Raw genomic sequence first — 24,589 nt, 5'->3', positions numbered from 1 at the left:
TATTTAGTCAGCATATCTTTAAGGATTTATATCAGTAAAAACATTTTCATCTTTGAAATTAGCATCACACCTTTTTACCGCTACTTGAAACTGAATCTACTGTAAATCTTCTAAGTCTTCCATCATCCCAAATCCAAAAAATAGGCTCCGCTGCTTTTGCTTTCCGCAAATCGTACCTATCACGCAAACTGATAGGAATAAATTCCTTACTTGGATCAAAGCCCCTATCTCTAACTGCTTGATTCAATACAATCCTGCCCTCTCGCCCTGAAACAGATTGGTGGTAAGTGCCAATTGGTATCTGAAGAGAACCCATTTTTCTATTCAGGTAAATCAGGTGATGGGGCTCATCCCATTCAGGATTGAGCAAGGTAAACGTACGACTTCCATCTAAAACCAAGTTGTGGTCAATCTGTTGGTGATGAACCTAATACTGCTCATATTCCTCGTCATTTGGAGGCGAAATTGCACCTCCAGGATGAATTACCACATCGGATCCATTTGAGCCCTTGACTCCTGAATCAAAGAACGTGACTTGAGGGGTTTCCCGAAATACATTGATAGGTAAAAAATTAAGGGATGTCTTGCTTTCCTTTTTTGATTGATTCCACCTAACCTTGATTTTGATTGAGTCATTTAAATTTCTCAAAACAGGACAGTCTTTTGTAGCCTTTTTAAGGAACTTTAATTGATCAGATTCCAAATCAAGTGGCATATCAATGTTAAGGGATGAAGATTCAATCTTGCGAGGTCCTTGAGTTGTCATCCCCTTATCAATTTCAACGGTCATCTCACCTAATTCCCAACCTTTTTCTTTTGCAGCTATTCCCATCACTGTAAGGAAGCAAGTTCCCAACGATGTGGCTAATAAATCAGTAGGAGAAAAATTTTCTCCTTTCCCTGCATGATCAACAGGTGCATCCGTTCTAAGTCTTTCTCCAGAATACTGATGCGTAGCTTCTGTATGCAGATCTCCTAAATAGCGACAAAGGATCTTGTCTACACTTCGTAGATCTTACAATTAGATTTCGTGGGATAAAGCTTGCATTCCTCTTCCCAAAAGTCGCCTTGTATTTCAGCGGGTAACTTGTAAGAAAAATCGTGCAAACGATCAATATCTCTAAGTGGATTTGCAATGATAGTGAAAGGAGTTCTTAGTTTCATAACCGTCCTGTTCGGCTAATTGATTTTTAGCATATTTGTATAAATTGCATGTAGGGCTTTTACGTAAGCATTTAGACTTTACGGTTCTTACTAACTAATGTGCTATTAACCGAATTAGGTGATATTTACCGTATACATTTCTTCGGTTTACAGCATTACTGCTTCTAAAAGCTTGAAGCAAAGTAAGGATGTTCCCGCACAGAACATCATGCACACATCCTTATTCGAATCTGTTTTTTCTGACTCATTCTTTCCTCACATGAGGACTGTTTATGTTGTCTCAGATAGCCAGCTAGATGAGATCAAGCGTAAGCAGCGACAAGAAGAGCTCGACAACCTTGACGCTTCCCGCAAGCGACTTGAAGAGACATATCAATCACGCATCAAAGTAATTGATGAACGTGAACATGAGCTTCAAGAAGAGCTTAAAGCGTTAGCTCCATCAGAAAAAAAAACTGAACTTGCTGTTGAAGAAACTAAAAAGTACGCTGTTAAGACCTAAGACTTTCCACTGGCTGAGTGATGGGGGTTAACTAAGAAGGTATTCAGGGGGCCTTAATTGGCCCCCTTTTTTCAATTTCTAATAGGCACTTTTACAAAAGAAGAAAAGTCAACCGAGCACCTATAAAAATGGGTAAGACTTTGGTCTGAAAGTGCATTGAAACTACTACTTTTCTCTTAGACCCATTAGCAGAAATTCTTCTTCCTTCTATCAAGTTACTAATCAGCAGTCCAAACTGACTTGTCAAAACTGGTCATATCAACATCATGAGTAGAGATCCAATCATGGTTTGCTTCAAGGAACTTATCCAAATCCCCTTCCTGATTCTGATGAATAACAATCACCTGCTGAGGGTCTGCTTTATTAACTCCTCTATATAGAGGCTTTATCCCATAATCTGCATGCCTCTTATTTGCTTCATCACTATCAAAAATCTCTGCCCACTGAGCAAAAGTTCCATTTAGCTTGAAGGTAACAACAGTGGTTTCAAGTGCCATCAAGGAAATTGCAATTCAAGTTAGGATTACATATTCCACCTCAAGTTTCTATGTCAGAGAGCATCTCTTCAGGTTCCTCTGACAAAAGCAGTGAAAATACTTAGGGCCCTAAGTTCAGCGATAAAAAACAAGGCAAGGAACGTTACTGAGCAGGGTTCATTCCCACATCGAAATTGCCAAAGATTAATTGCTATAAATGCAAGGAACTAATAACCTGTAAACAAAAGTCTAAAGTCGATTAATCTGCAAACCCTAGTCATATCAATAGAATTATCAATTTTTACTGACTTCTCATTATTTCTCTTTAACAATAGTTAAAAAGATTGCCTCAACGCCCAAACTCAGTATGGAGACCTCTTTAGACAAGACACTGAAAACAGTTGCAACACTTGCTCTCTGTGTAATTGCTATCGAATTAGTGCCTGTTTCAAAGAAAGCTGCTTATTGGAATCGTTGTCTTGATAGTACCGTCGGATGGATCAATGAAAAACCAGATTTAAATACCTGGAGCCAGAAAGCTAAAGAGTCTCTTGCTGTGGGTGTATGCAATGGCGCTGTGTATGAGCCCAAGTTGAAAACTTCTCTTTAAGTCATGGCAAGCGATCTCAGTGAAATCATGCATTGCGACCCAAACTTAAGGAATAGTGAAAATTTAATAAGGAAAAGATGCGAACTCTCTAAGAGATGGCTACTTCCTTGCAATGTCTAAAAGGAATAGATATACATAGAGGGCTATATCTACCTAGTAATGTTCACTCTGATTACAGTTTCGTGCTCTCTATTCCTTATTGGTCTAACTGGATGGACAGTCACAACTTACTTCGTTAGAAAAGATTCTCAGAAGTTCATTAAAGAAGAACTCAAGAACTTGTCTGATATTTTCAAGATGTTCTTCGTATCTCTAAAGAGCCTGATAAAAGTTTTAGCCAAGGCTTCTTTCTCTTCTGATTCCAGTGAGGACACTCCTGCCGAGTCAACTGGAATGGATGAACAGGCATTAACTTTAGTCGAAGCTCCATCAGTTGAGATGCCATTTAAGGAAGATGAGGACACCGCACTTTCTTCATTTAGTCCAGAACTGGTTGAAGTGATTACTGAAGAAGAAGAAAAAGTTGCTTAGTATTTTTACTTTACGGGAATTATGCGCCGCTTCTTATCCAACACACGGAACAAATGGTTATTAGGTATCGTACTAGCTGCTGTCGTTGCAGGTATTGCTGGAAGAGATGTCACCCCTTACCCAACAGAGTGCATACCTGATGAACCTGTTGATGTAACTAAGCTAATTAGCTCTTTGGCATGAAATGCGATTCCTTGGGACGACAACTCAAATCATTTTCTGCTCTTGAGGATCCTCTGCATTTATCTCTGCTCAGGAAGAAAAGGTTTAAAAGCTCTACACCTCTTATTGATGGACTTTCATAATTTCTATATGCAGCTAAAAAGAAGTTGAGTTTGAGATAATTAATTGCAAATCTCCTTAACCTCACCCTGCCTTGAAAGCACTATCGTTTTGGTGACTAATAAATAAAGCAAACCCTCGAGAAAAGGGTCTATTAAAACTCCTTCTACTTCTACTTCTATCTATTGATTGATGAAACTAAACACCTTTCTTTTAATTCTTTTAGTTATCGCTGCGTACATAAATCTATATCTCACTTTTAGAAGAGGCACAAAAAGGTAAGTAACGCTAAGATTCAATTTCAATTAAGGAAATTAACTATTAGCTCATGAAGACTTCCTTTTGAGTAATCTCAACCGATCTCAGCGAATCAGACATTCCTATCCAAACTTGCATTGACAACCTATAAACCCTTCAAGCTATTTCTCCTTATAACACTTCCCCTACCGCTCATTGCGCAAGTTAACTGGAGAGCACCAGAAAGTATTGATACTAAAAGCACCGGAATATCAACTGCGAGCGGCCGAGCTGTAGTGGTTACTGCCAATCCATTAGCAAGTGATGCAGCTCTTAGGTCGTTAGAAGAAGGTGGAACCGCCATGGATGCAGTGGTCTCAGCTCAGACAGTTCTGTCTGTTGTTGAACCACAAAGCTCAGGTTTAGGTGGTGGATCATTTCTTTTATATTGGGACCAAACAAAAAAGTCTTTACATGCTCTTGATGGTAGAGAAACTGCATCTGCTCAAATTAAACAGAATGTATGGATAACATCGAATGGGAAAGAAGTTCCTTGGCTAAAGGCAACTAAAAGTCTCTCCGCAATAGGAGTCCCAGGAACAACTGCGTTACTGTGGGAAGGACACCAACAATTTGGACGCTTACCTTGGGCAGATAATTTCAAAAGAAGTATTCATCTTTCCCGAGACGGATTCATTCCAAGTCCTCGACTTCTTAGATCAATTTCTTTGGCAAAAAAAATAGGAATTAACCACAGTAAAGCTTTTAAATCCCTCTATCTTCCAAATGGTTCTCTCCCAACTAAAAAGATACCATTTCGCAACAAGAAATTAGCATCCACCCTCAGCCGAATTGCAAAGGGAGGTGTCAATGAATTTTATCTTGGTGAAGTAGCCAATGAGCTTATAGCTGACCTTGAACTACAGCGAAACAAAAACAAGAACGTACAAACAATCACTAATGTGGATTTAGCAAGTTATAAAGTCAAAAAGCGTAATCCTGTCTGTCGAAAGTATAAGTCTTGGCAAATTTGTTGTTTTCCTCCCCCAAGTGGTGGTGGAGTTGCCGTTTTGCAATCTCTTAGAACATATGAAATTCTCTCAAAGAAAAGTCGGTGGAAGCAAAAGCTAAATCGTTGGCATCTTTTAGCAGAATCTTTAAGGTTTGCCGATGCTGATCGTTCTCACTGGATAGGCGACCCTATTGACTTGAGAGTGCCTCTCAAGGGGTTATTAGAAGACAGCTATATTAAAAAAAGGGCGCGCGCCATCAAAACTGCCAATACAACAACAATTAAACCTTTACCAGGGAAGCCAAGAGGTAGCGAATTATTGGATTTAGCAAGTCAACCTCGTACATCAGGTGGAGGAACGACTCACCTAGTAGTAGTTGATGCAGATGGGAACGTCGCAAGCTACACAAGTTCAGTTGAGAATGTCTTCGGGAGCAGACATTTATCTGGAGGAATGGTATTAAACAACCAATTAACTGACTTCTCATTTTTATCAGACGTCTCAGGGAAGCCCATTGCCAATCGAATTAAACCAAACAAACGCCCTATGAGTTCTATGTCTCCGGTCATAGTATTCCGTGATGACCGTCCAGTTTTGGCAATTGGGTCGCCAGGCGGCTGGCTTATTCCCCATTACCTGACAAATGCATTAATAGGAGCACTAGATTTAAAGCTTTCGCCAAAAGACGTAGTCAACCAGAATTTACTGTCGGTCAGACCTGATTACACGTTACTGGAACAAGGCGGTAACTGGTCAGATCCGCATAACAACATCCATAAGAAACTAAAGAGTCTTGGGCACCAAATTAAATACAGTCGTTTTAACAGTGGACTAGCCCTCATCCAATGGGATAATGGAAAGTGGCACGGTGCTGCCGACCCAAGAAGAGAAGGCAAAGCAGTCAGCCTGAAATAGAACTAGTTTCAGAGAATAATGATGAGATATATTGCTATGGCTAAAATTCACTGCTGGCCATTACCGCTTACCTATACATGGAAGCAAGGCATTTGGGTAAATCAGAAATTTCTACCCAAACTTGCATTAATTAAAGGTCTAGAGATAATGGAGCAATAGTGAATAAAGTAGCTAACTTTTAACGAATTAGATTAAAAGAATGACAAGTATTGCCGGATTCTTTTTTTTATTCTTCAAGCCCATGTTGTACTTGACCCTTAAAAAACTGTTCAAGAAACAAATGAAGGCTTGGATCGTTTCCTCCTTGGAATGGTTAGCTCTTCAAACGGACAACGACATTGATGATGCCATAGTCAGGAGGGTGAAAGCAGCAATGAAGTTAGGAGTCGTGTAAAAAGAACAATTTACCTTTATATAAGAGTAAGGCAAAATATAGTTACCTAGAGAAACCGGCGAAGGAGAAACTGAGCAAACTTTATCTAAGCTTGAGACATGGTAAAAAAAGAAGAAGACAGCAAAGAAAAAAAATAAGGGGTCTCTATAGGTTTTGAATATGACTATCTATCAACTTAGATAATTTCTACTTTCAAGCTGATACATTTTGAACAACCCTAGTCAGGGCAAGTTATAAGGCAGTTTCTTCTACACTATTTTCCTTACTATAAGTCAGCTTGAGCATAAGGATTGTCACGTTCAGGATAAAAGTAATTGTGTTGGCTATTAAGACAGGGAGAGCGTGTGTATGTATTGCATAGATAATCCAGAACAAGAGTCCAGTAATGAACATCAAGAGCATCGTTGTTGATACATCCTTAGCCTTCTTAGTCCTACAGGTCTTTATAACTTGAGGCACAAAAGCCACGGTCGTTAGTGCAGCAGCGATAAACCCATAAAAATCCGGACTAATCACTAATTTTTAATCGTTGATAGACGGTAAGCTAAATCATCAACTCTTTTTTGGTTAACTCCCATGTCACCTATCCCCACTCTCGATTCAGACCTAACTTGAATTACCCGTTTTTCTGGGAGTGCTTTGATTAAGAGGTCATCGGTAAATCTTCTGGATTTGGTTTTAGCTTCTGCATGGATATAAAAATCAGTCTGCTCAACAATTTTAGTTCTAGGAGTATTAGAAACTGCCTCTACAACTTTTTTGAATGCAGCCTCTATATCACTAACTTCCCAGTTCACTCGAACGCAATGAGTCACAACAACGCACTTAGGAAGCTCTTCGGTTTCGAAATCTGCCAAAGCAAGGCTGCTATTGAAAATCAAAAGCAGAGAAGCAATAGCAACGAATATGATTTTTTTCATAAGTTGCACCTGAATGCTGAGTGAAACGCTTGGGTTTAATATTCTGCCAACAAAAGGGTAGAAAGCATTAAACATTTGTAAGAGAAGGTATTAATGAATTGATCAGCTGACTATTGAATATTTCAATGTCTTTGCTCCATCCGCTATTTCATAGAAGCAGTAAGCTCTATTTATTGATGTGCACGAAGCACCGACTCTTTAGAACATCAACGCAATTAGGAATGAACCACTTCAAGAACTAGAAGAAGCAATACCCGATAATCGACCTATATGGCTACAGAATCCTTCCATCAAAAGAAATGAAGAGGAGTCAACTTGGCAGTCATTTGTATATTTCCTTCTATGCGAGCAGCAGTAGAGGCTTATGAATCAGCTAAATATCAAGAGTTATCGAAGCTTCACAAGGCTGCTACAAACAACTCGACTTTCACAAGCATGGAAGGTATGGACGAGGCTACAAAACTAAAAAGAGCCATAGGCCTCTAAGAACTAGAGATTGTCCTTTTGGCTTAGGGTAAATATTGAGAGATTACAGAAGTCCCACCCTATGTGAGTAACGATTGCTCAGGAGCAGCTAAGGCTCCATGAATAGAGAAACAAATTTAGGCAATCCTTGAGTTTGAACACCAAGAAGTTAGAAGAAATCCAGAAATACTTTCGGACACAGGTAAATCTCAAAAGAAAAAGAGCCAATGACTCTGTCACCAGCTCTTTAATTAATAGGCCTAAAAAGAAAACCTATATAAACCTATTAATCATGAAACCTTTCAAGGCTGAAGCCATTGAGTGCTCAACTGATTTAATCCCCATTAGCTCCTGACCGATCGGTAGATACGACAATGGATCACCTCCATAATGAAACTGCTTAGAAAATAGCCATAAAAACCATTTCCGGTTCAAAGTATTAACACAATCTTTGGAACAGAGCATGACTGGAAGTAAGACGTGCTAGCAACAAGACTTAAACGTCTTTAATCAGAAGGGGCACCTGATTCCTCAGGGAACCTTTTCAAACCATTTTGAGAAATCTCAAACAGACAAAAAACTAGGCATTACTAAGCCCCACTGGAAGATCTTAATTAGGATCAACTATCTCGGTGTTCTGCCTTCGACTCGATCTATATAAGCCAATGATTGTTTGACGTATTCCATCCTCTTCTCAGTGGCACGAAGAGTGCGTGTTAATTCAAACCTGCGAACCTTACGCCACAGACGCATCACATAGTCAGGGATAGGTTTTGCGAGGGGCATTAGGAGGATCGGAATAAATGAAGCAGAGCCGACACAAACAAACTAATCGTAATACAACTAACGACCGGGAAATAAAAAGTTGAGTTTTCTCCCTTCAAAATTATGTCGCCTGGCAGTTGTCCTAAACCCAATTGCCTTAAGTAAGGGTATAGAACACCTATAGCAGCAATTCCAAGTCCGAGAGTGATTAGAATTTTTTGCATTATTTATTGCCAAAAAATCTCTGAAACTGCCAAGCCAAATAGGCAGAGCTTGCTGCAAACAAAAACAGTCCAGCAGTTCCCACTACTCTATTAGCAGCCTCAACTGATGGCCAGTCATCCATCTTTTTTATCTTTTCCATATAAGGGACCAGTAAATAAAACATAGCCAATGGCTCCAAGAAACAAACCAAATGCAATGAGGTTTAGGAGTATGCCTCCCACAATTTCAGCCTTGGCGAAATAGGTATTGGCTACTTCTAGACCGACGATAGTCATCACAACAAATACCCTCGCCCAATTTTCTGCAAAATTCATTGCCAATCTGGATAGACATAATCATCACCTATCGGTTCCTCATAGAAGTCACCTGAGGAGATACCACTTTCATAAGCGTTAAGGAACGCAATTAGTAATCGGCTCATAATTATTGTCTCAAAGGTGCTTTCTGTCGAACTGAAGGTAAATTCAAACCCTTAGATTTGACAGGAATTTTACTTGCCAATAGAGTTAAATAATCATCAAGCTCTTCTGTAGTAATACCTCCTAGTTCATTTCCACATTTATCAAGAATATTATTGGATACTGAATCAGCTAAGTCTGCTTTTGGAGCAGACATTATTTCATCCATAACAGGTGAGAAAAAAAAGCCTTTTGTAAGTTGAGGTGCAAGTTGAGCCACTGCACTTTCTCCAGCCTTTTCAGGAGTCATTCCCTTTCCAATAGACGTACAGAACTTCTCTGAAAACTTCTTAGTTACATCTGAAACAGCAGGTGATAAATCAGCAGTGTATGCAAAGGTCACAACCGGAGTAAGAAAAAGTGTTGCCGCAATAAAACAAGCAAATAATATACAGCGCATAAAAAACGGCCTGAGCACGATCAGAGCTTACCAGGCCTCTCGTTGAGAGAGAGAGGGGGGGGGAGAACAACTTGTGCAAAAGTGACCCTCTGTCCGTTTTTGTCCGCGAAAGAACAGTGGATGCCTAAAACCTTAGTCGGGAGTTCAGGGTTCGGCCCTGCTACCTAGTTCTCCACAGAATCCCACCGCTTAAAGATATGCTGAAGGTCTTGCTGCATTGGCTATCAAAAACTCTATTAATAAAGAGAAATAGGCTCTTAACGCCTAATAAAGAAAAAACACTCCTTGAAATTGGTTGATATGACTAAGGTTTCCTAGTTTATGATGAATATCTAAAAACTATTGATACCAAATACCAAATCTTGCTTTTAGCGAGATTTTCTTTCACTTTTACACCAGAATCTTGAGACACCTCCGTAAAACTCTGAATCAACTATTCTCCATCCACAATCCAATAAGAGACCTCTTATCGAAATTCTTGAGTACTCAAAAGTGTGATCATCATCAGAATATAAAAGCCTAGAACCCAATTGCAACTTTGCTTGTGCTAACGGGTCAGAATCAAGATAATCAGGAACTTCTACGTAGCTATATTTGAAATATTCAGATAGTTCAGTTAACATAATGCTTGGATAATCAATATGCTCTACTATATGGCTTAGAAATACCAGATCATTTTGTTCTAATATTCTCTGGTCTTCTTTCATAAACTGTAAAGCATCTAAACAGAAGAACTCTAAATCTTTTTTGTTATACCTGCTCTTAGCAGTATTAATAAGTTCTAAATTATGATCGATTCCTATTGTCTTACGACCTGTGATTTTATGCAGCCAAACTGTGTCTGTACCACAAGCACAACCAAGGTCTATCACCCTTCCCACGTTTGATATATTTTTCAGGATAAATTCTCTTTTCTTTTCAAGCCTTAAGTCTCTACCTTCTAATTCTGAATTGGTAATTTCCAAGCAAATTCTTCTTAAAATGAATTCACATTCAAGCGCTATTCCTAGCAAAAATCTCTGTGATAGGAATTTAGCAGAAAATCTATAAAATCTATAAATAGCAGAAGCTATTAATAATCTTTTCTTGCGCCGCTCAAAGGCTATTGGGACATGGGTAATGAAATCTAACGTCAAATCCTTATGCTCCTCTCCTTTGATATTTTGCCGCAGATTTGGTTCTAAAGAACCCATAAAATTTAATTACTCATAGAAACACAGTACCGTAAAAAGGTCTCAGGAACCATTGTATTTGAGGCATTTTTAGCGATATAAGAACGTTCAACTAAAACGACTTGTCCAAAATCACAACAAAAACGACAATCGCTATTGCTCTCACGTAGAGGTTATTTTTTTGATTTCATGAAAAAACTGCTTTTCCCATTTTTTGCAGCAGCAATTATTTTCAGTCCTATTTCTCTAAGTGGATGCGAATCTAAAGTCGAAGACGTTCCCACTGATGGAATACACAAAGATCACGATCACGATCATGACCACCACGATCATGACCACCACGGTCATAGCCATTAAGAAAGGTCTTTAATTCTGATAATTCCCTGGTCACACATACCCATAAGCTCAAAACCAGATAAGTGAGTCAAAATAGGAAAAGAGAGAAACCTGCTCAAATTTCAGCAAAATTTGAGCAGGTCTCTAACCCTCACCAAGCTCTTTAACCTCTTTTTCGCAATGGGTTAAAAAGACATCTCATATTGGCTAATGAAAACTTCCTTTTTAGTGATATCAACTGTTCTCAGCGAATCTGAAATTTCTATCTAAACTCCCTTGTACATTACTGAAAGGAAGATCTAGCCAAACCACTGCAGAACCAATAATTGTGCAGATCAATATCTGAGATAGACATTTCAAGGAAAGCCTTTATCTTTTATTAAAATCGTTTAAAGAATGTCCGTTTCACTAGGCGCAGATGAAGTTTACTCAATAGGTAAAGAACCTGCGGAAGTCTTGGGTTTTGAAAATGAAAGAGAGTTAACGGAAGCCTTGACGCCTTTAATGCAAGAGATAGAGGGAGGAGACTTAATGGCCGCTTAGGTAATCATTTGATATTACTTTGCTTACCAAGCTTGAAATCGCAAGGGATAGACGTCTAAATGGTTCAGGCCTTTGAAATGCTTCCTTGCTATGAACATTGAACAAAAAGTCGAGGTCGCCAAGCAGAGGATCAAAGAACTTCAACTCCTAATCAGATATTGGGAAGCCTCTCAAGCATCATCAAAACAAATCGCTTTAGAAATAATAGAAGGGGTCGTCAATGAAGACTATGAGGCCACTGCTGCTTAATTTGTTTTTCCCTATACGATTTACGATCATCAAACTATCTCAATCAGAGAGTTCACTTAATTCAATCCATCTATCCTCAGACTCTTGAATAACTTCAAGAATTGATGCCAGCTCATGACTTAGTTGATTAATATTACCCTCACTTTCGGATATTCTTTTTTCTAGTAATTTTTTCTTTTCTTCTAGCTGAGGTAATTTTAGGTTAAGATCTTTTAGCTCTCTTGATTCTTTGAAGCTAATCCGATTTGAACTCTTTTTAGGCTTTAATATTTGGTTGAGATCATTCTTTTTAGGTGTGCATTTAATATTTTTAAGTTCCTTTTGTTCTTCTTTGTGATCATCCAAAATCTTCAATTCGAGAAATCTGGTGTAGTTTCCTTCATATCTTTTCAAGCTACCATTTTCAAAATTAAAGATTCGATCTATTGTTCGATCAAGAAAATATCGATCATGTGAAACAACTACAACACACCCTTTGAAATCTTCAAGAAAATCTTCAAGAACACTTAGTGTTTGTATATCTAAATCATTTGTCGGCTCGTCTAGAAGAAGTATATTAGGGCCTTGTATAAGCATTTTACATAGCGCAAGTCGTCTTTTTTCGCCTCCTGAAAGTTTTCTTAAAGGGCTATGTTGCTGACTTGGTGGGAAAAGAAACTTTTCTAAAAGTTGAGAAGCTGTAATTTGTTTTCCGCCGTGATCAATCCTTAGGGCAGCTTCTTCTACAAATTCTATCACTTTACGATTTAAACCTTTACCCTGATTTAATTCATTTGTATCTTGATCAAGATAGCCAATATGAACTGTTTCGCCAAGCCTAATCGTTCCACGACTAGGTGATCTTCTGCCAGCAATTAAGTCTAGAAGAGTTGATTTTCCACTACCATTGGGGCCAATGATTCCTACCCTATCCTCTGGAGAAAAGCTATAAGTAAAGTTATCAAAAAGCATCGGATTATTCTTTCTATTACCACTCAATAAACCTACTCCCTCTGCTTCAATTGCAATTTGACCAATCCTTCTGCTAAGTGAATCTACTTCTAATTTGGCTTTGACTAAAGCTTTTGGTTTCGCTTGCATTTGAGCAATTCTCTGAAGACGTGCTTTCTGCTTAGTGCTTCTTGCTTTAGGCCCTTGTCTTAACCAAGCTAACTCCTTTCTTAAAAAGCCCTGAAACTTTTTCTTTGTCGATACTTCTAATTGCTCTTGCTCGACTTTCTGCTGAAGAAATTGTCGATAATTACCTAAGTATTTATGAACTTCTCCATTAGTGATTTCAACCATACGAGATGTGATTCGATCGAGAACGTACCTATCGTGAGTTATTAGGACAAGTGCTCCCTGGTAATTACTTAGCCAATTTTGAAGCCATTCAACTGCAGAAGCATCTAGATGATTGGTTGGCTCATCAAGAAGTAAAACATCAGGTTGACTTACCAAGGCAGATGCAAGGCCCACCCTCTTGCGATAACCACCAGAAAGCTCTTTGATTGGTTTATCTAAATCTTGAATTCCTAGTCTTCGAAGTATTTCCTGGCATTGCTGCTCTAGATTCCATGCCTCCGCAGCATCCATCATTTCACTTGTTTCACCTAGTTTTTTTAACAGCCTTTCATCTTCTGGGTTTTGAGCTATTTTTCTGCTCAGGTTAGTGAAGTCAAGTAATAATTTCCGTTTTTCTCCGCATCCTTCAAGTACTTCTTCCAAAATACTTTTTTGACTATCGAAAATTGTTTCTTGACTTACAAAAGATATCCGCAAAGAAGACAGAGCTTCCCTTTTACCTTCCCCTAGAGGTTCGACTCCGGCAAGGACTTTTAATAAAGTTGATTTACCCGATCCATTTGGCCCAATCAAACCAAGTCTTTCTCCTTTATTAATATGAAGATGTAGGTTTTTGAAAAGGCTTTTGATGCCAAAGTCTTTTGAAGCGTTCACTAAGCTAATTAAACTCACCAAGAACTCTCCATTTGATCATTTGCCAAAGGTTGTAAAGCAAATCGAGGGTTTATAGCTGCAAAGATGAACCCTTTCATGAGTAATAACTTTTAGCCATCTCTTGTAGCATCTTTCTGATGTGTTCGTCTTTGGCATTGGTTTCTTCCTTTAGTTTCTCGCAAGCACCTTTGACCTGCATCCAGACAGCTTCCATTACTTCTCGTTCTTCTTCTGAAGGAACCCAGTTAGTGCTTTCCATATAAGAGATAATAAAAGCAATTAGAAGTCTTGCTGAGCAAGTTCCATTCTTCGCACGCCTAAGTTCCCTGAACCAGCTTGATAAGACTGACATTCCCCACTGGCTAATAAACAGTTAAGAACTATTGTTACCAATGGATCTGAGCAACTTCTGTAAATCTCTTCTAGGAAATGCAAGCAAAAAAATTGCTCTTACCATCTCTGATAAGAGCAATTATTTAAAAGAGAAATCAAACTGGCCTAAACCAATTTCTCCTGGTTTAGAAAGTGAAGGTAGTCTTCACAAGTGCACCAAAGTTTCTGAAAGTGGAATCCTTTGAACCAGCATCTCCTCCATGAGTGTCTTGTCGTTGATCAGTTTGATCACCAAATGGACGACTTAGATAGAAAATTGCAGGAGTGACTGTAATGTTGTCAGAAACCTGAATTTTATACCACCATTCCATGGCATAGTTGCCATCCTCGGCATCATCGTCTTTAGTTGACGAGTCATAGTCAATTTCAGTCACAAAATTAGGCTGACCAAACGCAAATCCAAAGATGTTCCCATCCATAAAGGCATCTTCCCACTCCATTCCCACAGCCCAAGACTGAGTTGTAGCACTGTCGTATGTCGTATTCTCCCTATCATCATTATCCTCCACTGTATTAATTCCCCACCCTGCACTCAGGGTAGGAATTAAGCCTGTTTCAGCAGGAGACCACCAAGTACTCAAGCTATAAGAATTAGTGGGCCCGATATCGTGTACTGCATTAGCTAAAGATGTCCCTGTAGATCCACCGAGGATATTCTGGTGATCTGTAGAGGCATAATTGTAAGCAACTGCAACACCCCAATTCTCCTTGCTATAGGCAACTTGCATAATAGCGCTACTTCCAGCAGCTTCAGTGAGAAGCCCACCTCCACTAGCGGGATTACTATTTGATGCATTTGTAGAGACGTAGTTTGCACTTACATCTATATCACCTTGATTCCAAGAGAGACCAGCACCACCTCCTAAAGGACGGCCATATGTACCAGGGGCACCTGAATAAGTAAATACATCAAGGATGGTCTCAGAACCATAAAGGGAGGGGTTAACCGCAAGCATGTCTTCCGCCCCGACTAGAGGTCCAGCGATAACTGTAAAATCATCACCCCAAGGGAACGAATACCATAGCTTGTCAACCTTGAGCTGATCCCCACTGTCAAAACCTGTTTCTAAAGTCGACAGTTCTGTATATCCAGCCCCTCCGAAACCGTTACTACCAAAGTTCCCTGCTCTAAGAACAGTATTCAAAAGGTCTTCACCAGTGAAGCTGGTTGCAAGCTCCAACTGAAGGTCATAACTCAAAACAGTTCCGCCATCAGTTTTACCAGCATTCGCATGGCGAGGATTGCTGGTGTCACTACTAGCAAAAGCATCATCACCAGAGAATCCGTTGGCTCCAACAACAAAGGTTGCTACGCCGCTTAGCTTGGTAGTGGTTGAAAACTGACCTGCAGCCATGTCGCCAACGCGAGCTTCGATGCCATCAACTCTGCCCTTAAGAACAGCAAGCTCAGGACCGAATTCTGAAAGAAGACGCTTGACGTCATCACTAACTTCAGTGACGCGATCAAGACATGCATTCAATAATGCAGCTGCCTCGTAACGAGTGATTGAACGGTTACCACCGAAAGTTCCACCGGGGTATCCGGCTACACAGCCGTAACGCTCGGTCAAACTTGAAAGAGCTTGGTATGCCCAATCGGTTGGATAAACGTCAGAAAATTGAGAGACGCTGGTGACCTGCTCGCCGGCTGCTGAATAATCAGACACACCGTCAATGTTGAGGTCTGCGGCTTGTGCAGCCATTGGTGCCATAAGGCCCAATGCAGCAGGAGCCACCAGCAATTGCTGGAAGAGTTTCATTTAGTTCCTCACACGGAATGAATGTGTTCATCAGGAACGATAACCGTTATCGTTCTCACGTAGAGGTTATTTTTTTGATTTCATGAAAAAACTGCTTTTCCCATTTTTTGCAGCAGCAATTATTTTCAGTCCTATTTCTCTAAGTGGATGCGAATCTAAAGTCGAAGACGTTCCCACTGATGGAATACACAAAGATCACGATCACGATCATGACCACCACGGTCATAGCCATTAAGAAAGGTCTTTAATTCTGATAATTCCCTGGTCACACATACCCATAAGCTCAAAACCAGATAAGTGAGTCAAAATAGGAAAAGAGAGAAACCTGCTCAAATTTCAGCAAAATTTGAGCAGGTCTCTAACCCTCACCAAGCTCTTTAACCTCTTTTTCGCAATGGGTTAAAAAGACATCTCATATTGGCTAATGAAAACTTCCTTTTTAGTGATATCAACTGTTCTCAGCGAATCTGAAATTTCTATCTAAACTTGAGGAATGGTGAAATTTGCTAAAAAAAGCAAGAAGACATGGCAATTCAAGAGGACAGTGAAAAAAGAAAAGATGGCTTCAGGGCGATGTCAAGCGATGAAAGAAAAACTCTGATTAGAGAAAAGATGAAAGCCCTAGGGTTACAAGAAGGGAGTGGTGTCCCAGGGAGAGACTTGTCTTCATATGACCGAGATGAGATCTGGGACCTAATTCAACTGACTGGCTATTTCCCGGAGATGCAAAACAAACCAAGGGCAATGAAAGCAAAGGCTCCTAGTAAAAAGAAATCGTTAATTAATTGGATACTGATTGCAATAGCTTTGACCTATGGAATGGCCTTGTATTACCAGCAATATCCATCGCCAGAGACAAGAAGAGAGCTATCAGTAGATGGAATGTTTGCTGATTAATTTTTTTGGAAACGTCCTTAATATGAAAACGGCCATGAACCAATCATTGATCATTAATTCAAAAATGCGACGCTTTTTACTATTTGCACTAACTGCTGGAATTGCTTTACCACTAGTCGCCTGTAATCCAAAGAAAAAAACATCTGCAAATATTGAACCTGTAGTTGTCGAAACTCTAATAAGTGCGACTGAGTCTTGGAATGGAGACTCTTATGCCTATCCAAAAGGCAAACCACAAATGACACTTCAGAGAATTACTGCCCAACCAGGTTTTAAAACATCTCTTCATTTCCACTCTCAACCAGGAATTGCGTATGTAGTGAAAGGGAACCTTTCCTGTGAGGCCCTCAATGGCAAATCATTAAAAGTAGGTCCTGGAGAAAGCTTCGCCACTCCTCAAGACAGTATTCATTATTGCGAAAGCGTTGGTGATGAAGCTGCACTAGTTTTTGTTGCTTCTGCAGGAGTCAAAGGACAGAAATTAACTGTTCCTTATAAGAAATAATAGGTATTTCTTGAACTTAATAACCTAAACCACCTATCTGCCCCAAAACTCTTAATATAACTGAAGCAAACTACTAGCTGATAAGAAATCAAAAGCCATTGATAGCAAGAAGTCTAAGCGATCTCTTTAAATCTATTTAAACAAAATTACAGAAAGAATATTGGGCTCCAGAAAGAAGCTAGTTTGTTCTGAAATTGATCTATCAAATATTTATGTAAGGTTAGATCTGCATTAGGAGAAGTCATCACCCAAAAAATAAAAGCTCCTGCAGATAAAAGAGTAATTAATCTTGGCCAGAAATTATCTGGATAATTTGGATCTGACTTGAGTGTTTTCCTCTTTTTCATTTATTTACCCATTACTCTGCTTTTATTAGTGTCGAGAACAAGTTTTACAACCAATGGAAGGACTAACCAAAAGAGGGTAAGAATTTTAGAAGAAAGTCCAGCATTTAGAAGAAATGCTGCGAATCCAAGCAAGAAAAAGCAAATAAGTTCAGTACTCATTGCTATCCAATCCCAGGGACATCAAAAGGAAGTTTGTCCTCTACGGATACTAAGAATTTTTGAACAGCAGGTATACGTAATAGGGCTAAAGGAAGAACAATGTTCAACGCGATCCAAGCTCCTCCAATGATTGGTGCCCATTTGCCAAACTTTTTGAGAAAGCCTTTTTGTTCTTTTTCTTCTGGCATGGGTTTCAAAAAAGTTAGGGGGTTTGTGCTTTCTGGCTATGTTTAATGCTTCTAGCATGGAATTTGCCTTCTTAGCATTGAGTTCTACAAAGAGTCACTAGAACTTTTTTCAGAAAAGCTAAAAGTGCCTCCTTGTTAAATGATACATCTGACTTGAGCTAACAAATCAACTCCATTACTTCAGTCTGAGAAAATGATTTCCAACTTTCTATGATTTTAACTGCTAAACCATTAATAGCTGATTTAGTATTTCAACCTATTTCTGATCTTGAATTTTAAACAAAAGGTTTTATAAAAAGTAGCCATCTGATTCACATGCCTCAATTCCTTGAGATCACTTGACATGGCAAGATAGCTGTTGGAGTAAACCCAATCCTATAGGTTATACTATCTAACAAGCTTGCCAATACTAGGGGAAGCGTAGATGTACCCCCAAACAATAAGCAAGTGGTAACTTTTATAAGCTCAAGAAATGAACATACTCTTCATCACCACACCAATACGACCTAGGCCTACAGACTTTGCACCAATAGGAGTACTATCTATCCTCCAGGCGATGAGAAAAAATGGTATTAATAACTTCGACTTTTATAATATTGATGCTGAAAGGCCATCATATGAAGATGCTTTAAATAATATCATCAGTAGAAAACCAGACATCTTTGTTATTAGCGCTGTGGTGTCAACAGCTTATGAATATACAAAAAGGATTTCTAACGATGTCAGGGCTTTTTTGCCGAATGTGTTAATTGTTTTAGGTGGGAACATGGCGGCCAGTGCAGAAATAATACTAAAAAAAACTGAAGTAGATGTCTGTGTCACAGGTGAAGGGGAAATAACTAACTGTAATATTTTCAAGCAATACATAAAAACAAAGGATATTCGAGAGCTAGTTCACATTCGAGGCATTGTAATGTATCTCGACAATGAATTGATCAATACAGGCTATGAGGAACAAATACCTAAAGAAGACGTTTATGATGTTAATTGGAATGATCTTGAGAAAGCTTCAGATATTAATCAGTTTTTTTATTCTCCATTCAATAAAGCAGGGGAGCTGCCCTATTGGTTAAGAGAAGATTCCCGAGCATATCAGCCACATCGAAGAGATAAGCTTTTAGGGCAATTAGCTGCCTCTAAGGGTTGCGTAAGTAGATGTACTTTCTGCCATAGATGGACACAAGGCATGAGATATATTCCCTTTGACATCTTAGCAAAGCGAATTGAAGAGCTTATAGAAAAATATAATATGGGGTTTTTAGATATTGTAGATGAGAATTTTGGGACTGATAAAGAATGGCTCGAGGGGTTTTGCGCCATGATAAAAAAGTATGATTTGTTATGGAGGGTTTCTGGCATAAGAGTAACGACTGCCTCACCAGATAAGCTTCAAATGATGAAAAGATCTGGATGCATTTCTGCTACATATGGGATGGAAACAGGCAGCTCAGATATGCTAAAAGTTATGGAGAAAAGAGTTAGGATTGAAGATAATTATAATGCTATTAAATGGACCATCGAAGCTGGATTGCATACTAGTATCCAGTTAGTCTTAGGAATGCCTGGAGAAACAACTAGGACAATTAAAGAAACATCACGCTTTGTTCAATATGGAATGTCTATTCACCCTGATCAAAACCCTTCCCTAATAAGTATAAATTATGCTCAAGCTCTTCCAGGAACTCCACTTTATGAATACGCTAGACATCATAAAATGATTGGACAAACTTTAGCCGAGGAAGAACAATATTTACTTGAGATCTCTGACAGAAATGCCTCTGATACATTAACAACATTGAACTTTACTAACTATCCGAAATTAGAATGTGAGACTTGGCGTCTTCTTATAGCTATTGAATGCAATCATTACTATTTGCAAAAATATGGCTTCAATCACTATAAGAAGAAAGTATTAGAGGGTTCTTATAACCAAATAAATGGAGAATTGCCAAGAAAAGGTGTGATAATGTCTTTAATTGGAAAGCTAATTTTCCCCTTATTAGGACCTACCCACAAAAACCAATTGTTGATTCTACACCGCCTAATCAAGGCTGGTAAAATTGGAACATTATATGTATTCTATCCTAGATTATCTTTTAGACTAAGAAGATTTCTGCCAATATATCTAATGTTTAAATATATTGCCGCTAGGGAGTATATTTACGGAGCCAAATTATTTCTAGAATATTTTAAACACAAAATGAGGGCCCTTCGTTCTAATGGTCTTAGCGAAAATAAACTAGATAAATCCTTGCGTAGTTTAATAAAAGAGAAAATAGGAACTCTTAAAGAGGATAGTCAGGCTGTGAAGGCTTTAAGAGTAGGCCGCTAATTAATTGGATTGCTGGTTTCCCCTGGGGTAGGGTAATGAAAATAGTCTCCAGTTTGTTGCAAGGGAATTTCTCAGAAGCTCCTTAGCTGCCATATCTCTAGCAAGATATGGCTCAGATAATTTTCTATGAATTGATTGTCAGGGGGCATGTCCTGCGGGGTCAGCTATGCATCAAGCAACAATTGGTCCAGAGACTGGATCTGTAACCCCTAGATCTGGTGACAACTCCTCCATAAACCCTCTTACCTCATCAAGATGAGCGAGCATTCTTGGTCTTGCAGCCGCTATAGCCTCCTCACTGTCCCAGAGTCCAACAAAGCAATAATCATTTACGCCTGTCTTTGCAACGTATTTCCCCCTAAGGCCTTCACTGTTGAACTCAGCCAACTTCTCAAAGTATTTATCTACGCAGTCTGGTTTGAGTTTGTAGCGAACTACATTCATAAAGCTAGGTGTAGACATTTTTCAAAAATGAATTCACAGAATTAGATCATATTTTTTTAAGATAATGGTGGATTATTCACCATCTCCTGACATGCAATCTCTGAAATGGAAAGGTCTAGGCAGAACCTAGTTTTTCCTAAATTGAATCTATCAAATATTTGTGCAGAGTTGCATCTCTATTAGAAGAAATCCTAACCCAATAGAAGACTCAATCAAGCACTATTCAACACTTAGGACGATTTGCTTCTTGATCATTTCTTGTCCCTAAAGGATTTTAGTAACACTTTGTTTTATGATTGGCAAAATCCCTTCTTCAAGCTCTTGGATTAATTCATCCTGGAAATCTTTTCGATTTTCTAGTGTTGGCAGTTCATACCCTGACTCTTGGATATCTAAAAGAAAAGCCAAAATCGTTCGATGAAACAGGGGATGAAGTAAGAACATTTTTGGGCATAAAGAAGGCGGACGGATTTCGATGCCCCCCTTTGAGTCAAGCTCTTATTTTTACACCAATGAGCTCAGACTCCTATTTTATTTCTAGCCAACTAAGCACAAGGCACCAAGAGTAAAAACACCTCTTTTTACCTTTACTGGCTAATAAAAAAACGATCCTCAAATCCAGATCCATATTTATGATAATGATCTAAGAGCTTTCTCTTGAAAAACACTCGAACTTTTTGGACCGTTTATCAGTCAGAGGAAAACATTTGATGACTATGTCTAAATTGCGCCCTCTACCAACTACTGGTGCCCTATCTGGAATTTTTGAGGCTCTAGCATTTTTCCGCGACCCTAGCTTCGCCAAAAGGCGGTTTGACCGTCTTGGGAATGTCTTTGAAACATCAATGCTTGGACAGCCAATGGTGTTCATTCAGGGGGACAAAGCTATTGCTGATTTGTTATCTCAACCAGAGGCGATTGAAGGTTGGTGGCCGCAGAGTGTTCAACAACTTTTAGGTAGCCATTCACTCGCAAACCGCAATGGAGCAGCTCATAAAGCAAGGAGAAGGGTAGTAGCACAATTATTCTCATCTTCAGCACTTCAACGCTATAGCCCTGGCATTATCAACTTAATTGATGAGCTCGTGGAAGAACTAAAAACTGCAAACGCTCCTCTCCCTTTAACCGAAAAGATGCGACGTTTCGCTTTTTCCGTTATAGCTACAACTGTTCTTGGACTGGAGGGTAATGATCGTGACAAGTTATTTTCTGATTTCGAGATCTGGACCAAGGCTCTCTTCTCAATTCCCATCACCCTTCCAGGCAGTCCCTTTGCCAAAGCTCTCAAAGCAAGAAAACGTCTACTAGAAAAACTCCAAGAAATACTTAGCCAACCTATCAATGGCAAAGGTGGCTTGGATTTACTCGCAGGGGGTCTAGATGAAGCAGGCATTCCTTTCGCAGATGAAGATTTGGGAGAACAACTACTTCTACTGTTATTTGCTGGATATGAAACCACAGCTTCTGCTCTTAGCTGCCTAATGCGAGAATTACTTCTCAATCCACAAATGGAACCCTGGCTTCGTGAAGAGATAGAGGCACTGGATTGGCCTCCAAGTCCTGAGAAGGCAACTATGGTCTACGACCCTGCAAATGCCCCAAAACTAGATGCCCTCTTAAAAGAAGTAATGCGATTCACTCCACCAGTAGGTGGTTTTTTTCGCCGCACCAAGAAACCCGTGATCGTAGATGACATTGTCGTGCCTAATGATCGTGTAGTACAAATAGCTCTAATTGCTTCTAACCGTCATGGGATTGGTGATCTAGATATCTTTCGACCACAACGTCACCTAGAGAATGAATGTTCTTTAAACCTTATGCCTTTCGGTGGAGGGGAACGTGTATGTCTTGGTAAAGCGTTAGCCGAACTTGAGATCCGACTGATGGTGGTTGGGTTATTTCGTAAATTACGACTTGAAGTTATACCTGATCAAGACCTCACTCTGCGACAAATTCCCAGTCCATCTCCTCGTGATGGGTTGTTAGTAAAAGTAAAAGCATGAGGACTATGCATGTCCAAAATGTTTGAAAAGATCTTAAAAGTAATGGATATAAAAAGTAGAAGGAACAACAAACAAGATAAAGATTAACATAGAGGAAATTATGATTAGCTATCTTTAGGATAAACAATGTCTCTAAGTGCAGATATAAAGCACAAAATTTATTTAGCAGCAACACTGGGCTATGTTCTTGGCTCAAGAGATCTAAAAGAAATTTCTTATTACAAGCAAATCAAAGAAGAGATAAAACAAGATAGAAGAAAAAGGGAAATGGGAGTATCAAGAGCTGATTAATTGGCTCATAAACATTCTTTTCTTTATTTAAGAGACAATACATACAACAAAAAAAGTTCTATTGGCCAAGATCCCAGTTATAGGCCTGTTCAAATTTAAACTTTTAACTTTTAACTTTTAACTTTTAACTCCATATCCGATTTACACTAACCGAATCAGTTCATTTACGCCCTATTTCTATTTCTATTTACTTTTTACTGTTTACTTTTTACCGTTTGAAAGCGACAAGAGAGCATAAAAGTTAGCAACAAGAACTCCAGTACTTTATTTAATTCAGGGAGAGGGGCTATCGAGATCTATATATAAAACTTTTATATAATACTGGATCTGCAAAACAATATTTACTGATGACATTAAAATAATTAGCTAAATAAATAGTCTGTTCTTATATAAGGCTGATAGCCTATAGGGAGGAACATGATTATTAAACAAGATCATCTCGAAATTATTCCTTGTCAAAAAACTTGTTACTTCTGCTATGGTGTTATCTTCATTAACACCCCTCTCAGGACTTAAATCGGCTGCTATATACTCTATGTTTTTCAATGTATTAATTGAACCATAAAGAATTTCAGGCTCAAACCCTTCTGCCTCTAGCTTTAATAGTTTAATGGTTTGATTGCTTAAGCCTGTTCCTTGAACGAAACTGTCAATTGTTAAAACATCTACTTCATAAGTATTTATATAATTTAAAGGCATTATCAATGAAGAATCCCCACGTTCTGGAGAGTAGTAAAAAGTCTTTTTACCATTACTATCACCTAAGGCATTGCTATAGAGGCTAGCCTCAACAAGCGTAGAGGTTTTATTTATCTCAATATTATTTTTTAAGACCTTAAATTCATCTATTCCTGGCTCAATACCATAATACTTAAGATTTAATTCAAGACTATTTAAATATAACCATAGGTCTCCAAAGTTTGCTCCACAGTCAATAATAATGTCACTTGACTGCAATTTTATAGTGTCAACACGATAATCTTTAGCCAAGTAATGGCCTCGAGCTGTTAATCCATCGCTATAACGACCTCCTAAGAATCTTAAATTATTAGGGAAAGACCACTGAACAACCTTAGCTTCTTCTTCCTCAGATAATATAAATAAATCAGACCTTCTTTCAATCTTTAAGTTTTTTATTCCTAATCTTTTAGATTCTAGCCGGTAGAAAAACATATATATTGATGATGGTATACTTTTTTTATTCAAGCCATTGAAAAATCTATTTCTTGCCGAATTCTTGATTCTTTTTATTAAACGTATTAGCATAATTTAAAATAGCATATATTTTTACTATAATACAATGAGATCTCTAAATTTAGGCATGGGTTGAAAGAGAAATTAACTATACCTACGAATCTCGAACTGCATCAACGACTGCTTTGGATGCTTACAATGGCGACATATGATTTTAACTACCTTCTTAATAGAAGGAACGGCAAAGAACAGAAGAGTTATCTGCGATAAGATTTTTAGTAGCCGATAGTAAATGTATTACTCCTGATCAAATATTTCGTACCTGAAAAACAAAAAAGATGATTAATAAGAATTTCAAAGTGCACTAGAAGCACACTCATCACATTACATATTGCAAGAGAGATAGAAGCGACTAAAGTGCTAATATCCTTTTTATCAATTACAAGACAAATATAGATTTAGCAGATGCATTAGCAACTAA

29 protein-coding genes and 3 pseudogenes are annotated in these 24,589 nt (G+C 38.7%); 14 read left to right on the top strand and 18 right to left on the bottom strand.

What is annotated here, in order from left to right:
* Positions 1-64 precede the first annotated feature (64 nt).
* Both SOI84_RS08390 and SOI84_RS08385 read right to left on the bottom strand, forming a co-directional pair.
* Positions 65-622 (bottom strand): annotated as a pseudogene (locus SOI84_RS08390) (hemagglutinin).
* Between the two features lie 3 nt (positions 623-625).
* A pseudogene (locus tag SOI84_RS08385) lies at positions 626-970 on the bottom strand (OsmC family protein); the annotation flags it as partial.
* A 402-nt stretch (positions 971-1,372) separates the two neighbouring features.
* Here SOI84_RS08385 and SOI84_RS08380 point away from each other — a divergent pair.
* Positions 1,373-1,666 carry a hypothetical protein gene (locus SOI84_RS08380; protein WP_320674080.1) on the top strand — a complete coding sequence of 98 codons (294 nt, stop codon included), beginning with the start codon at positions 1,373-1,375 and terminating at the stop codon, positions 1,664-1,666.
* A gap of 218 nt (positions 1,667-1,884) precedes the next feature.
* On the opposite strand, the gene SOI84_RS08375 is transcribed toward SOI84_RS08380, so the two are convergent.
* A complete protein-coding gene (locus SOI84_RS08375) occupies positions 1,885-2,163 on the bottom strand; it encodes a DUF3764 family protein (RefSeq protein ID WP_320674079.1) in 279 nt (92 codons plus the stop codon).
* A gap of 346 nt (positions 2,164-2,509) precedes the next feature.
* Here SOI84_RS08375 and SOI84_RS08370 point away from each other — a divergent pair, with 346 nt between their 5' ends.
* The 5 genes from SOI84_RS08370 to SOI84_RS08350 all read left to right on the top strand — a co-directional run bounded on the left by SOI84_RS08370 (position 2,510) and on the right by SOI84_RS08350 (position 6,124).
* The gene (locus SOI84_RS08370) at positions 2,510-2,752 is read left to right on the top strand and encodes a hypothetical protein (RefSeq protein WP_320674078.1); all 243 of its coding nucleotides are present in this window, start codon (positions 2,510-2,512) and stop codon (positions 2,750-2,752) included.
* Between the two features lie 159 nt (positions 2,753-2,911).
* Positions 2,912-3,283: a hypothetical protein gene (locus SOI84_RS08365; RefSeq protein WP_320674077.1), complete on the top strand. Its 372-nt coding sequence runs from the start codon at positions 2,912-2,914 to the stop codon at positions 3,281-3,283.
* A gap of 21 nt (positions 3,284-3,304) precedes the next feature.
* Positions 3,305-3,466, top strand: coding sequence for a hypothetical protein (locus SOI84_RS08360; protein ID WP_320674076.1), 162 nt, complete (start codon positions 3,305-3,307; stop codon positions 3,464-3,466).
* 494 nt (positions 3,467-3,960) lie between these two features.
* A complete protein-coding gene (locus SOI84_RS08355; protein ID WP_320674075.1) occupies positions 3,961-5,730 on the top strand; it encodes a gamma-glutamyltransferase family protein in 1,770 nt (589 codons plus the stop codon).
* Between the two features lie 241 nt (positions 5,731-5,971).
* On the top strand, positions 5,972-6,124 hold the full coding sequence (locus SOI84_RS08350; protein ID WP_320674074.1) for a hypothetical protein: 153 nt from the start codon (positions 5,972-5,974) through the stop codon (positions 6,122-6,124).
* Positions 6,125-6,355: 231 nt separating this feature from the next.
* On the opposite strand, the gene SOI84_RS08345 is transcribed toward SOI84_RS08350, so the two are convergent.
* Positions 6,356-6,640, bottom strand: coding sequence for a SemiSWEET transporter (locus tag SOI84_RS08345; protein WP_320674073.1), 285 nt, complete (start codon positions 6,638-6,640; stop codon positions 6,356-6,358).
* Positions 6,640-7,044 (bottom strand): DUF1499 domain-containing protein, encoded by a 405-nt coding sequence (locus SOI84_RS08340; RefSeq protein ID WP_320674072.1) that lies wholly within the window; start codon positions 7,042-7,044, stop codon positions 6,640-6,642. Before SOI84_RS08340 ends, SOI84_RS08345 begins: the two co-directional genes overlap by 1 nt.
* A 312-nt stretch (positions 7,045-7,356) precedes the next feature.
* On the opposite strand from SOI84_RS08340, the pseudogene SOI84_RS08335 reads away from it, so the two are divergent.
* A pseudogene (locus tag SOI84_RS08335) lies at positions 7,357-7,530 on the top strand (DUF1330 domain-containing protein); the annotation flags it as partial.
* Positions 7,531-8,133: 603 nt separating this feature from the next.
* Here SOI84_RS08335 and SOI84_RS08330 read toward each other — a convergent pair.
* From SOI84_RS08330 to SOI84_RS08305, 6 genes are all read right to left on the bottom strand, one after another.
* The gene (locus SOI84_RS08330) at positions 8,134-8,295 is read right to left on the bottom strand and encodes a hypothetical protein (protein ID WP_320674071.1); all 162 of its coding nucleotides are present in this window, start codon (positions 8,293-8,295) and stop codon (positions 8,134-8,136) included.
* On the bottom strand, positions 8,295-8,498 hold the full coding sequence (locus tag SOI84_RS08325) for a DUF2905 domain-containing protein (RefSeq protein ID WP_320674070.1): 204 nt from the start codon (positions 8,496-8,498) through the stop codon (positions 8,295-8,297). The genes SOI84_RS08330 and SOI84_RS08325 overlap by 1 nt, the downstream gene beginning before the upstream one ends.
* A gap of 114 nt (positions 8,499-8,612) precedes the next feature.
* Positions 8,613-8,774, bottom strand: coding sequence for a hypothetical protein (locus tag SOI84_RS08320; RefSeq protein ID WP_320674069.1), 162 nt, complete (start codon positions 8,772-8,774; stop codon positions 8,613-8,615).
* A gap of 148 nt (positions 8,775-8,922) precedes the next feature.
* Positions 8,923-9,357, bottom strand: a complete 435-nt coding sequence (locus SOI84_RS08315; RefSeq protein ID WP_320674068.1) for a hypothetical protein — start codon at positions 9,355-9,357, stop codon at positions 8,923-8,925.
* 368 nt (positions 9,358-9,725) lie between these two features.
* The gene (locus SOI84_RS08310; RefSeq protein WP_320674067.1) at positions 9,726-10,550 is read right to left on the bottom strand and encodes a class I SAM-dependent methyltransferase; all 825 of its coding nucleotides are present in this window, start codon (positions 10,548-10,550) and stop codon (positions 9,726-9,728) included.
* A 241-nt stretch (positions 10,551-10,791) separates the two neighbouring features.
* Entirely contained in the window at positions 10,792-10,920 is a 129-nt protein-coding gene (locus SOI84_RS08305) for a hypothetical protein (RefSeq protein WP_320674066.1), read from the bottom strand.
* A 341-nt stretch (positions 10,921-11,261) separates the two neighbouring features.
* On the opposite strand from SOI84_RS08305, the gene SOI84_RS08300 reads away from it, so the two are divergent.
* A complete protein-coding gene (locus tag SOI84_RS08300) occupies positions 11,262-11,408 on the top strand; it encodes a hypothetical protein (protein WP_320674065.1) in 147 nt (48 codons plus the stop codon).
* Positions 11,409-11,498: 90 nt separating this feature from the next.
* Positions 11,499-11,657: a hypothetical protein gene (locus tag SOI84_RS08295; protein WP_320674064.1), complete on the top strand. Its 159-nt coding sequence runs from the start codon at positions 11,499-11,501 to the stop codon at positions 11,655-11,657.
* Positions 11,658-11,696: 39 nt separating this feature from the next.
* Here the strand turns inward: SOI84_RS08295 and SOI84_RS08290 are convergent, their stop codons facing one another.
* The 3 genes from SOI84_RS08290 to SOI84_RS08280 form a co-directional block, all read right to left on the bottom strand.
* On the bottom strand, positions 11,697-13,613 hold the full coding sequence (locus SOI84_RS08290) for an ABC-F family ATP-binding cassette domain-containing protein (RefSeq protein ID WP_320674063.1): 1,917 nt from the start codon (positions 13,611-13,613) through the stop codon (positions 11,697-11,699).
* A 76-nt stretch (positions 13,614-13,689) separates the two neighbouring features.
* Complete coding sequence (locus tag SOI84_RS08285; RefSeq protein WP_320674062.1) at positions 13,690-13,947, bottom strand: hypothetical protein; 258 nt, start codon at positions 13,945-13,947, stop codon at positions 13,690-13,692.
* A gap of 166 nt (positions 13,948-14,113) precedes the next feature.
* Positions 14,114-15,748 carry an iron uptake porin gene (locus SOI84_RS08280; RefSeq protein ID WP_320674061.1) on the bottom strand — a complete coding sequence of 545 codons (1,635 nt, stop codon included), beginning with the start codon at positions 15,746-15,748 and terminating at the stop codon, positions 14,114-14,116.
* Positions 15,749-16,273: 525 nt separating this feature from the next.
* Here SOI84_RS08280 and SOI84_RS08275 point away from each other — a divergent pair.
* Positions 16,274-16,645 carry a hypothetical protein gene (locus tag SOI84_RS08275; RefSeq protein WP_320674060.1) on the top strand — a complete coding sequence of 124 codons (372 nt, stop codon included), beginning with the start codon at positions 16,274-16,276 and terminating at the stop codon, positions 16,643-16,645.
* Positions 16,646-16,679: 34 nt separating this feature from the next.
* Positions 16,680-17,150: a cupin domain-containing protein gene (locus SOI84_RS08270; protein WP_320674059.1), complete on the top strand. Its 471-nt coding sequence runs from the start codon at positions 16,680-16,682 to the stop codon at positions 17,148-17,150.
* A gap of 347 nt (positions 17,151-17,497) precedes the next feature.
* On the opposite strand, the gene SOI84_RS08265 is transcribed toward SOI84_RS08270, so the two are convergent.
* Both SOI84_RS08265 and SOI84_RS08260 read right to left on the bottom strand, forming a co-directional pair.
* Complete coding sequence (locus tag SOI84_RS08265) at positions 17,498-17,656, bottom strand: hypothetical protein (RefSeq protein ID WP_320674058.1); 159 nt, start codon at positions 17,654-17,656, stop codon at positions 17,498-17,500.
* A 2-nt stretch (positions 17,657-17,658) separates the two neighbouring features.
* Positions 17,659-17,844: a Signal peptidase I gene (locus tag SOI84_RS08260; RefSeq protein WP_320674057.1), complete on the bottom strand. Its 186-nt coding sequence runs from the start codon at positions 17,842-17,844 to the stop codon at positions 17,659-17,661.
* Positions 17,845-18,316: 472 nt separating this feature from the next.
* Here SOI84_RS08260 and SOI84_RS08255 point away from each other — a divergent pair, with 472 nt between their 5' ends.
* Complete coding sequence (locus SOI84_RS08255) at positions 18,317-20,176, top strand: B12-binding domain-containing radical SAM protein (protein WP_320674056.1); 1,860 nt, start codon at positions 18,317-18,319, stop codon at positions 20,174-20,176.
* Positions 20,177-20,347: 171 nt separating this feature from the next.
* On the opposite strand, the gene SOI84_RS08250 is transcribed toward SOI84_RS08255, so the two are convergent.
* Positions 20,348-20,638 (bottom strand): hypothetical protein, encoded by a 291-nt coding sequence (locus tag SOI84_RS08250; protein WP_320674055.1) that lies wholly within the window; start codon positions 20,636-20,638, stop codon positions 20,348-20,350.
* Positions 20,639-21,336: 698 nt separating this feature from the next.
* Here SOI84_RS08250 and SOI84_RS08245 point away from each other — a divergent pair.
* Together SOI84_RS08245 and SOI84_RS08240 are read left to right on the top strand one after the other, a co-directional pair.
* Entirely contained in the window at positions 21,337-22,623 is a 1,287-nt protein-coding gene (locus tag SOI84_RS08245) for a cytochrome P450 (protein WP_320674054.1), read from the top strand.
* Positions 22,624-22,749: 126 nt separating this feature from the next.
* Positions 22,750-22,914: a hypothetical protein gene (locus SOI84_RS08240; RefSeq protein ID WP_320674053.1), complete on the top strand. Its 165-nt coding sequence runs from the start codon at positions 22,750-22,752 to the stop codon at positions 22,912-22,914.
* 366 nt (positions 22,915-23,280) lie between these two features.
* On the opposite strand, the gene SOI84_RS08235 is transcribed toward SOI84_RS08240, so the two are convergent.
* Positions 23,281-24,120: an FkbM family methyltransferase gene (locus SOI84_RS08235; protein ID WP_320674052.1), complete on the bottom strand. Its 840-nt coding sequence runs from the start codon at positions 24,118-24,120 to the stop codon at positions 23,281-23,283.
* Positions 24,121-24,589: the final 469 nt, after the last annotated feature.

This window comes from Prochlorococcus sp. MIT 1341, from assembly GCF_034092415.1.
In the GTDB taxonomy this organism is placed as follows: Bacteria; Cyanobacteriota; Cyanobacteriia; order PCC-6307; family Cyanobiaceae; genus AG-363-P08.
Note: the sequence above shows the minus strand (reverse complement) of the source record. Positions and strands in the feature narration are given on the sequence as shown.

Coding starts and splice junctions, on each gene's coding strand:
- SOI84_RS08380 (WP_320674080.1), top strand. CDS start 1,373: ATGCACACATCCTTATTCGAATCTGTTTTTTCTGACTCATTCTTTCCT.
- SOI84_RS08375 (WP_320674079.1), bottom strand. CDS start 2,163: ATGGCACTTGAAACCACTGTTGTTACCTTCAAGCTAAATGGAACTTTT.
- SOI84_RS08370 (WP_320674078.1), top strand. CDS start 2,510: ATGGAGACCTCTTTAGACAAGACACTGAAAACAGTTGCAACACTTGCT.
- SOI84_RS08365 (WP_320674077.1), top strand. CDS start 2,912: ATGTTCACTCTGATTACAGTTTCGTGCTCTCTATTCCTTATTGGTCTA.
- SOI84_RS08360 (WP_320674076.1), top strand. CDS start 3,305: ATGCGCCGCTTCTTATCCAACACACGGAACAAATGGTTATTAGGTATC.
- SOI84_RS08350 (WP_320674074.1), top strand. CDS start 5,972: ATGTTGTACTTGACCCTTAAAAAACTGTTCAAGAAACAAATGAAGGCT.
- SOI84_RS08340 (WP_320674072.1), bottom strand. CDS start 7,044: ATGAAAAAAATCATATTCGTTGCTATTGCTTCTCTGCTTTTGATTTTC.
- SOI84_RS08330 (WP_320674071.1), bottom strand. CDS start 8,295: ATGCCCCTCGCAAAACCTATCCCTGACTATGTGATGCGTCTGTGGCGT.
- SOI84_RS08325 (WP_320674070.1), bottom strand. CDS start 8,498: ATGCAAAAAATTCTAATCACTCTCGGACTTGGAATTGCTGCTATAGGT.
- SOI84_RS08320 (WP_320674069.1), bottom strand. CDS start 8,774: ATGACTATCGTCGGTCTAGAAGTAGCCAATACCTATTTCGCCAAGGCT.
- SOI84_RS08315 (WP_320674068.1), bottom strand. CDS start 9,357: ATGCGCTGTATATTATTTGCTTGTTTTATTGCGGCAACACTTTTTCTT.
- SOI84_RS08310 (WP_320674067.1), bottom strand. CDS start 10,550: ATGGGTTCTTTAGAACCAAATCTGCGGCAAAATATCAAAGGAGAGGAG.
- SOI84_RS08300 (WP_320674065.1), top strand. CDS start 11,262: ATGTCCGTTTCACTAGGCGCAGATGAAGTTTACTCAATAGGTAAAGAA.
- SOI84_RS08295 (WP_320674064.1), top strand. CDS start 11,499: ATGAACATTGAACAAAAAGTCGAGGTCGCCAAGCAGAGGATCAAAGAA.
- SOI84_RS08285 (WP_320674062.1), bottom strand. CDS start 13,947: ATGTCAGTCTTATCAAGCTGGTTCAGGGAACTTAGGCGTGCGAAGAAT.
- SOI84_RS08280 (WP_320674061.1), bottom strand. CDS start 15,748: ATGAAACTCTTCCAGCAATTGCTGGTGGCTCCTGCTGCATTGGGCCTT.
- SOI84_RS08275 (WP_320674060.1), top strand. CDS start 16,274: ATGGCAATTCAAGAGGACAGTGAAAAAAGAAAAGATGGCTTCAGGGCG.
- SOI84_RS08270 (WP_320674059.1), top strand. CDS start 16,680: ATGAACCAATCATTGATCATTAATTCAAAAATGCGACGCTTTTTACTA.
- SOI84_RS08265 (WP_320674058.1), bottom strand. CDS start 17,656: ATGAGTACTGAACTTATTTGCTTTTTCTTGCTTGGATTCGCAGCATTT.
- SOI84_RS08260 (WP_320674057.1), bottom strand. CDS start 17,844: ATGCCAGAAGAAAAAGAACAAAAAGGCTTTCTCAAAAAGTTTGGCAAA.
- SOI84_RS08255 (WP_320674056.1), top strand. CDS start 18,317: ATGAACATACTCTTCATCACCACACCAATACGACCTAGGCCTACAGAC.
- SOI84_RS08250 (WP_320674055.1), bottom strand. CDS start 20,638: ATGTCTACACCTAGCTTTATGAATGTAGTTCGCTACAAACTCAAACCA.
- SOI84_RS08245 (WP_320674054.1), top strand. CDS start 21,337: ATGTCTAAATTGCGCCCTCTACCAACTACTGGTGCCCTATCTGGAATT.
- SOI84_RS08240 (WP_320674053.1), top strand. CDS start 22,750: ATGTCTCTAAGTGCAGATATAAAGCACAAAATTTATTTAGCAGCAACA.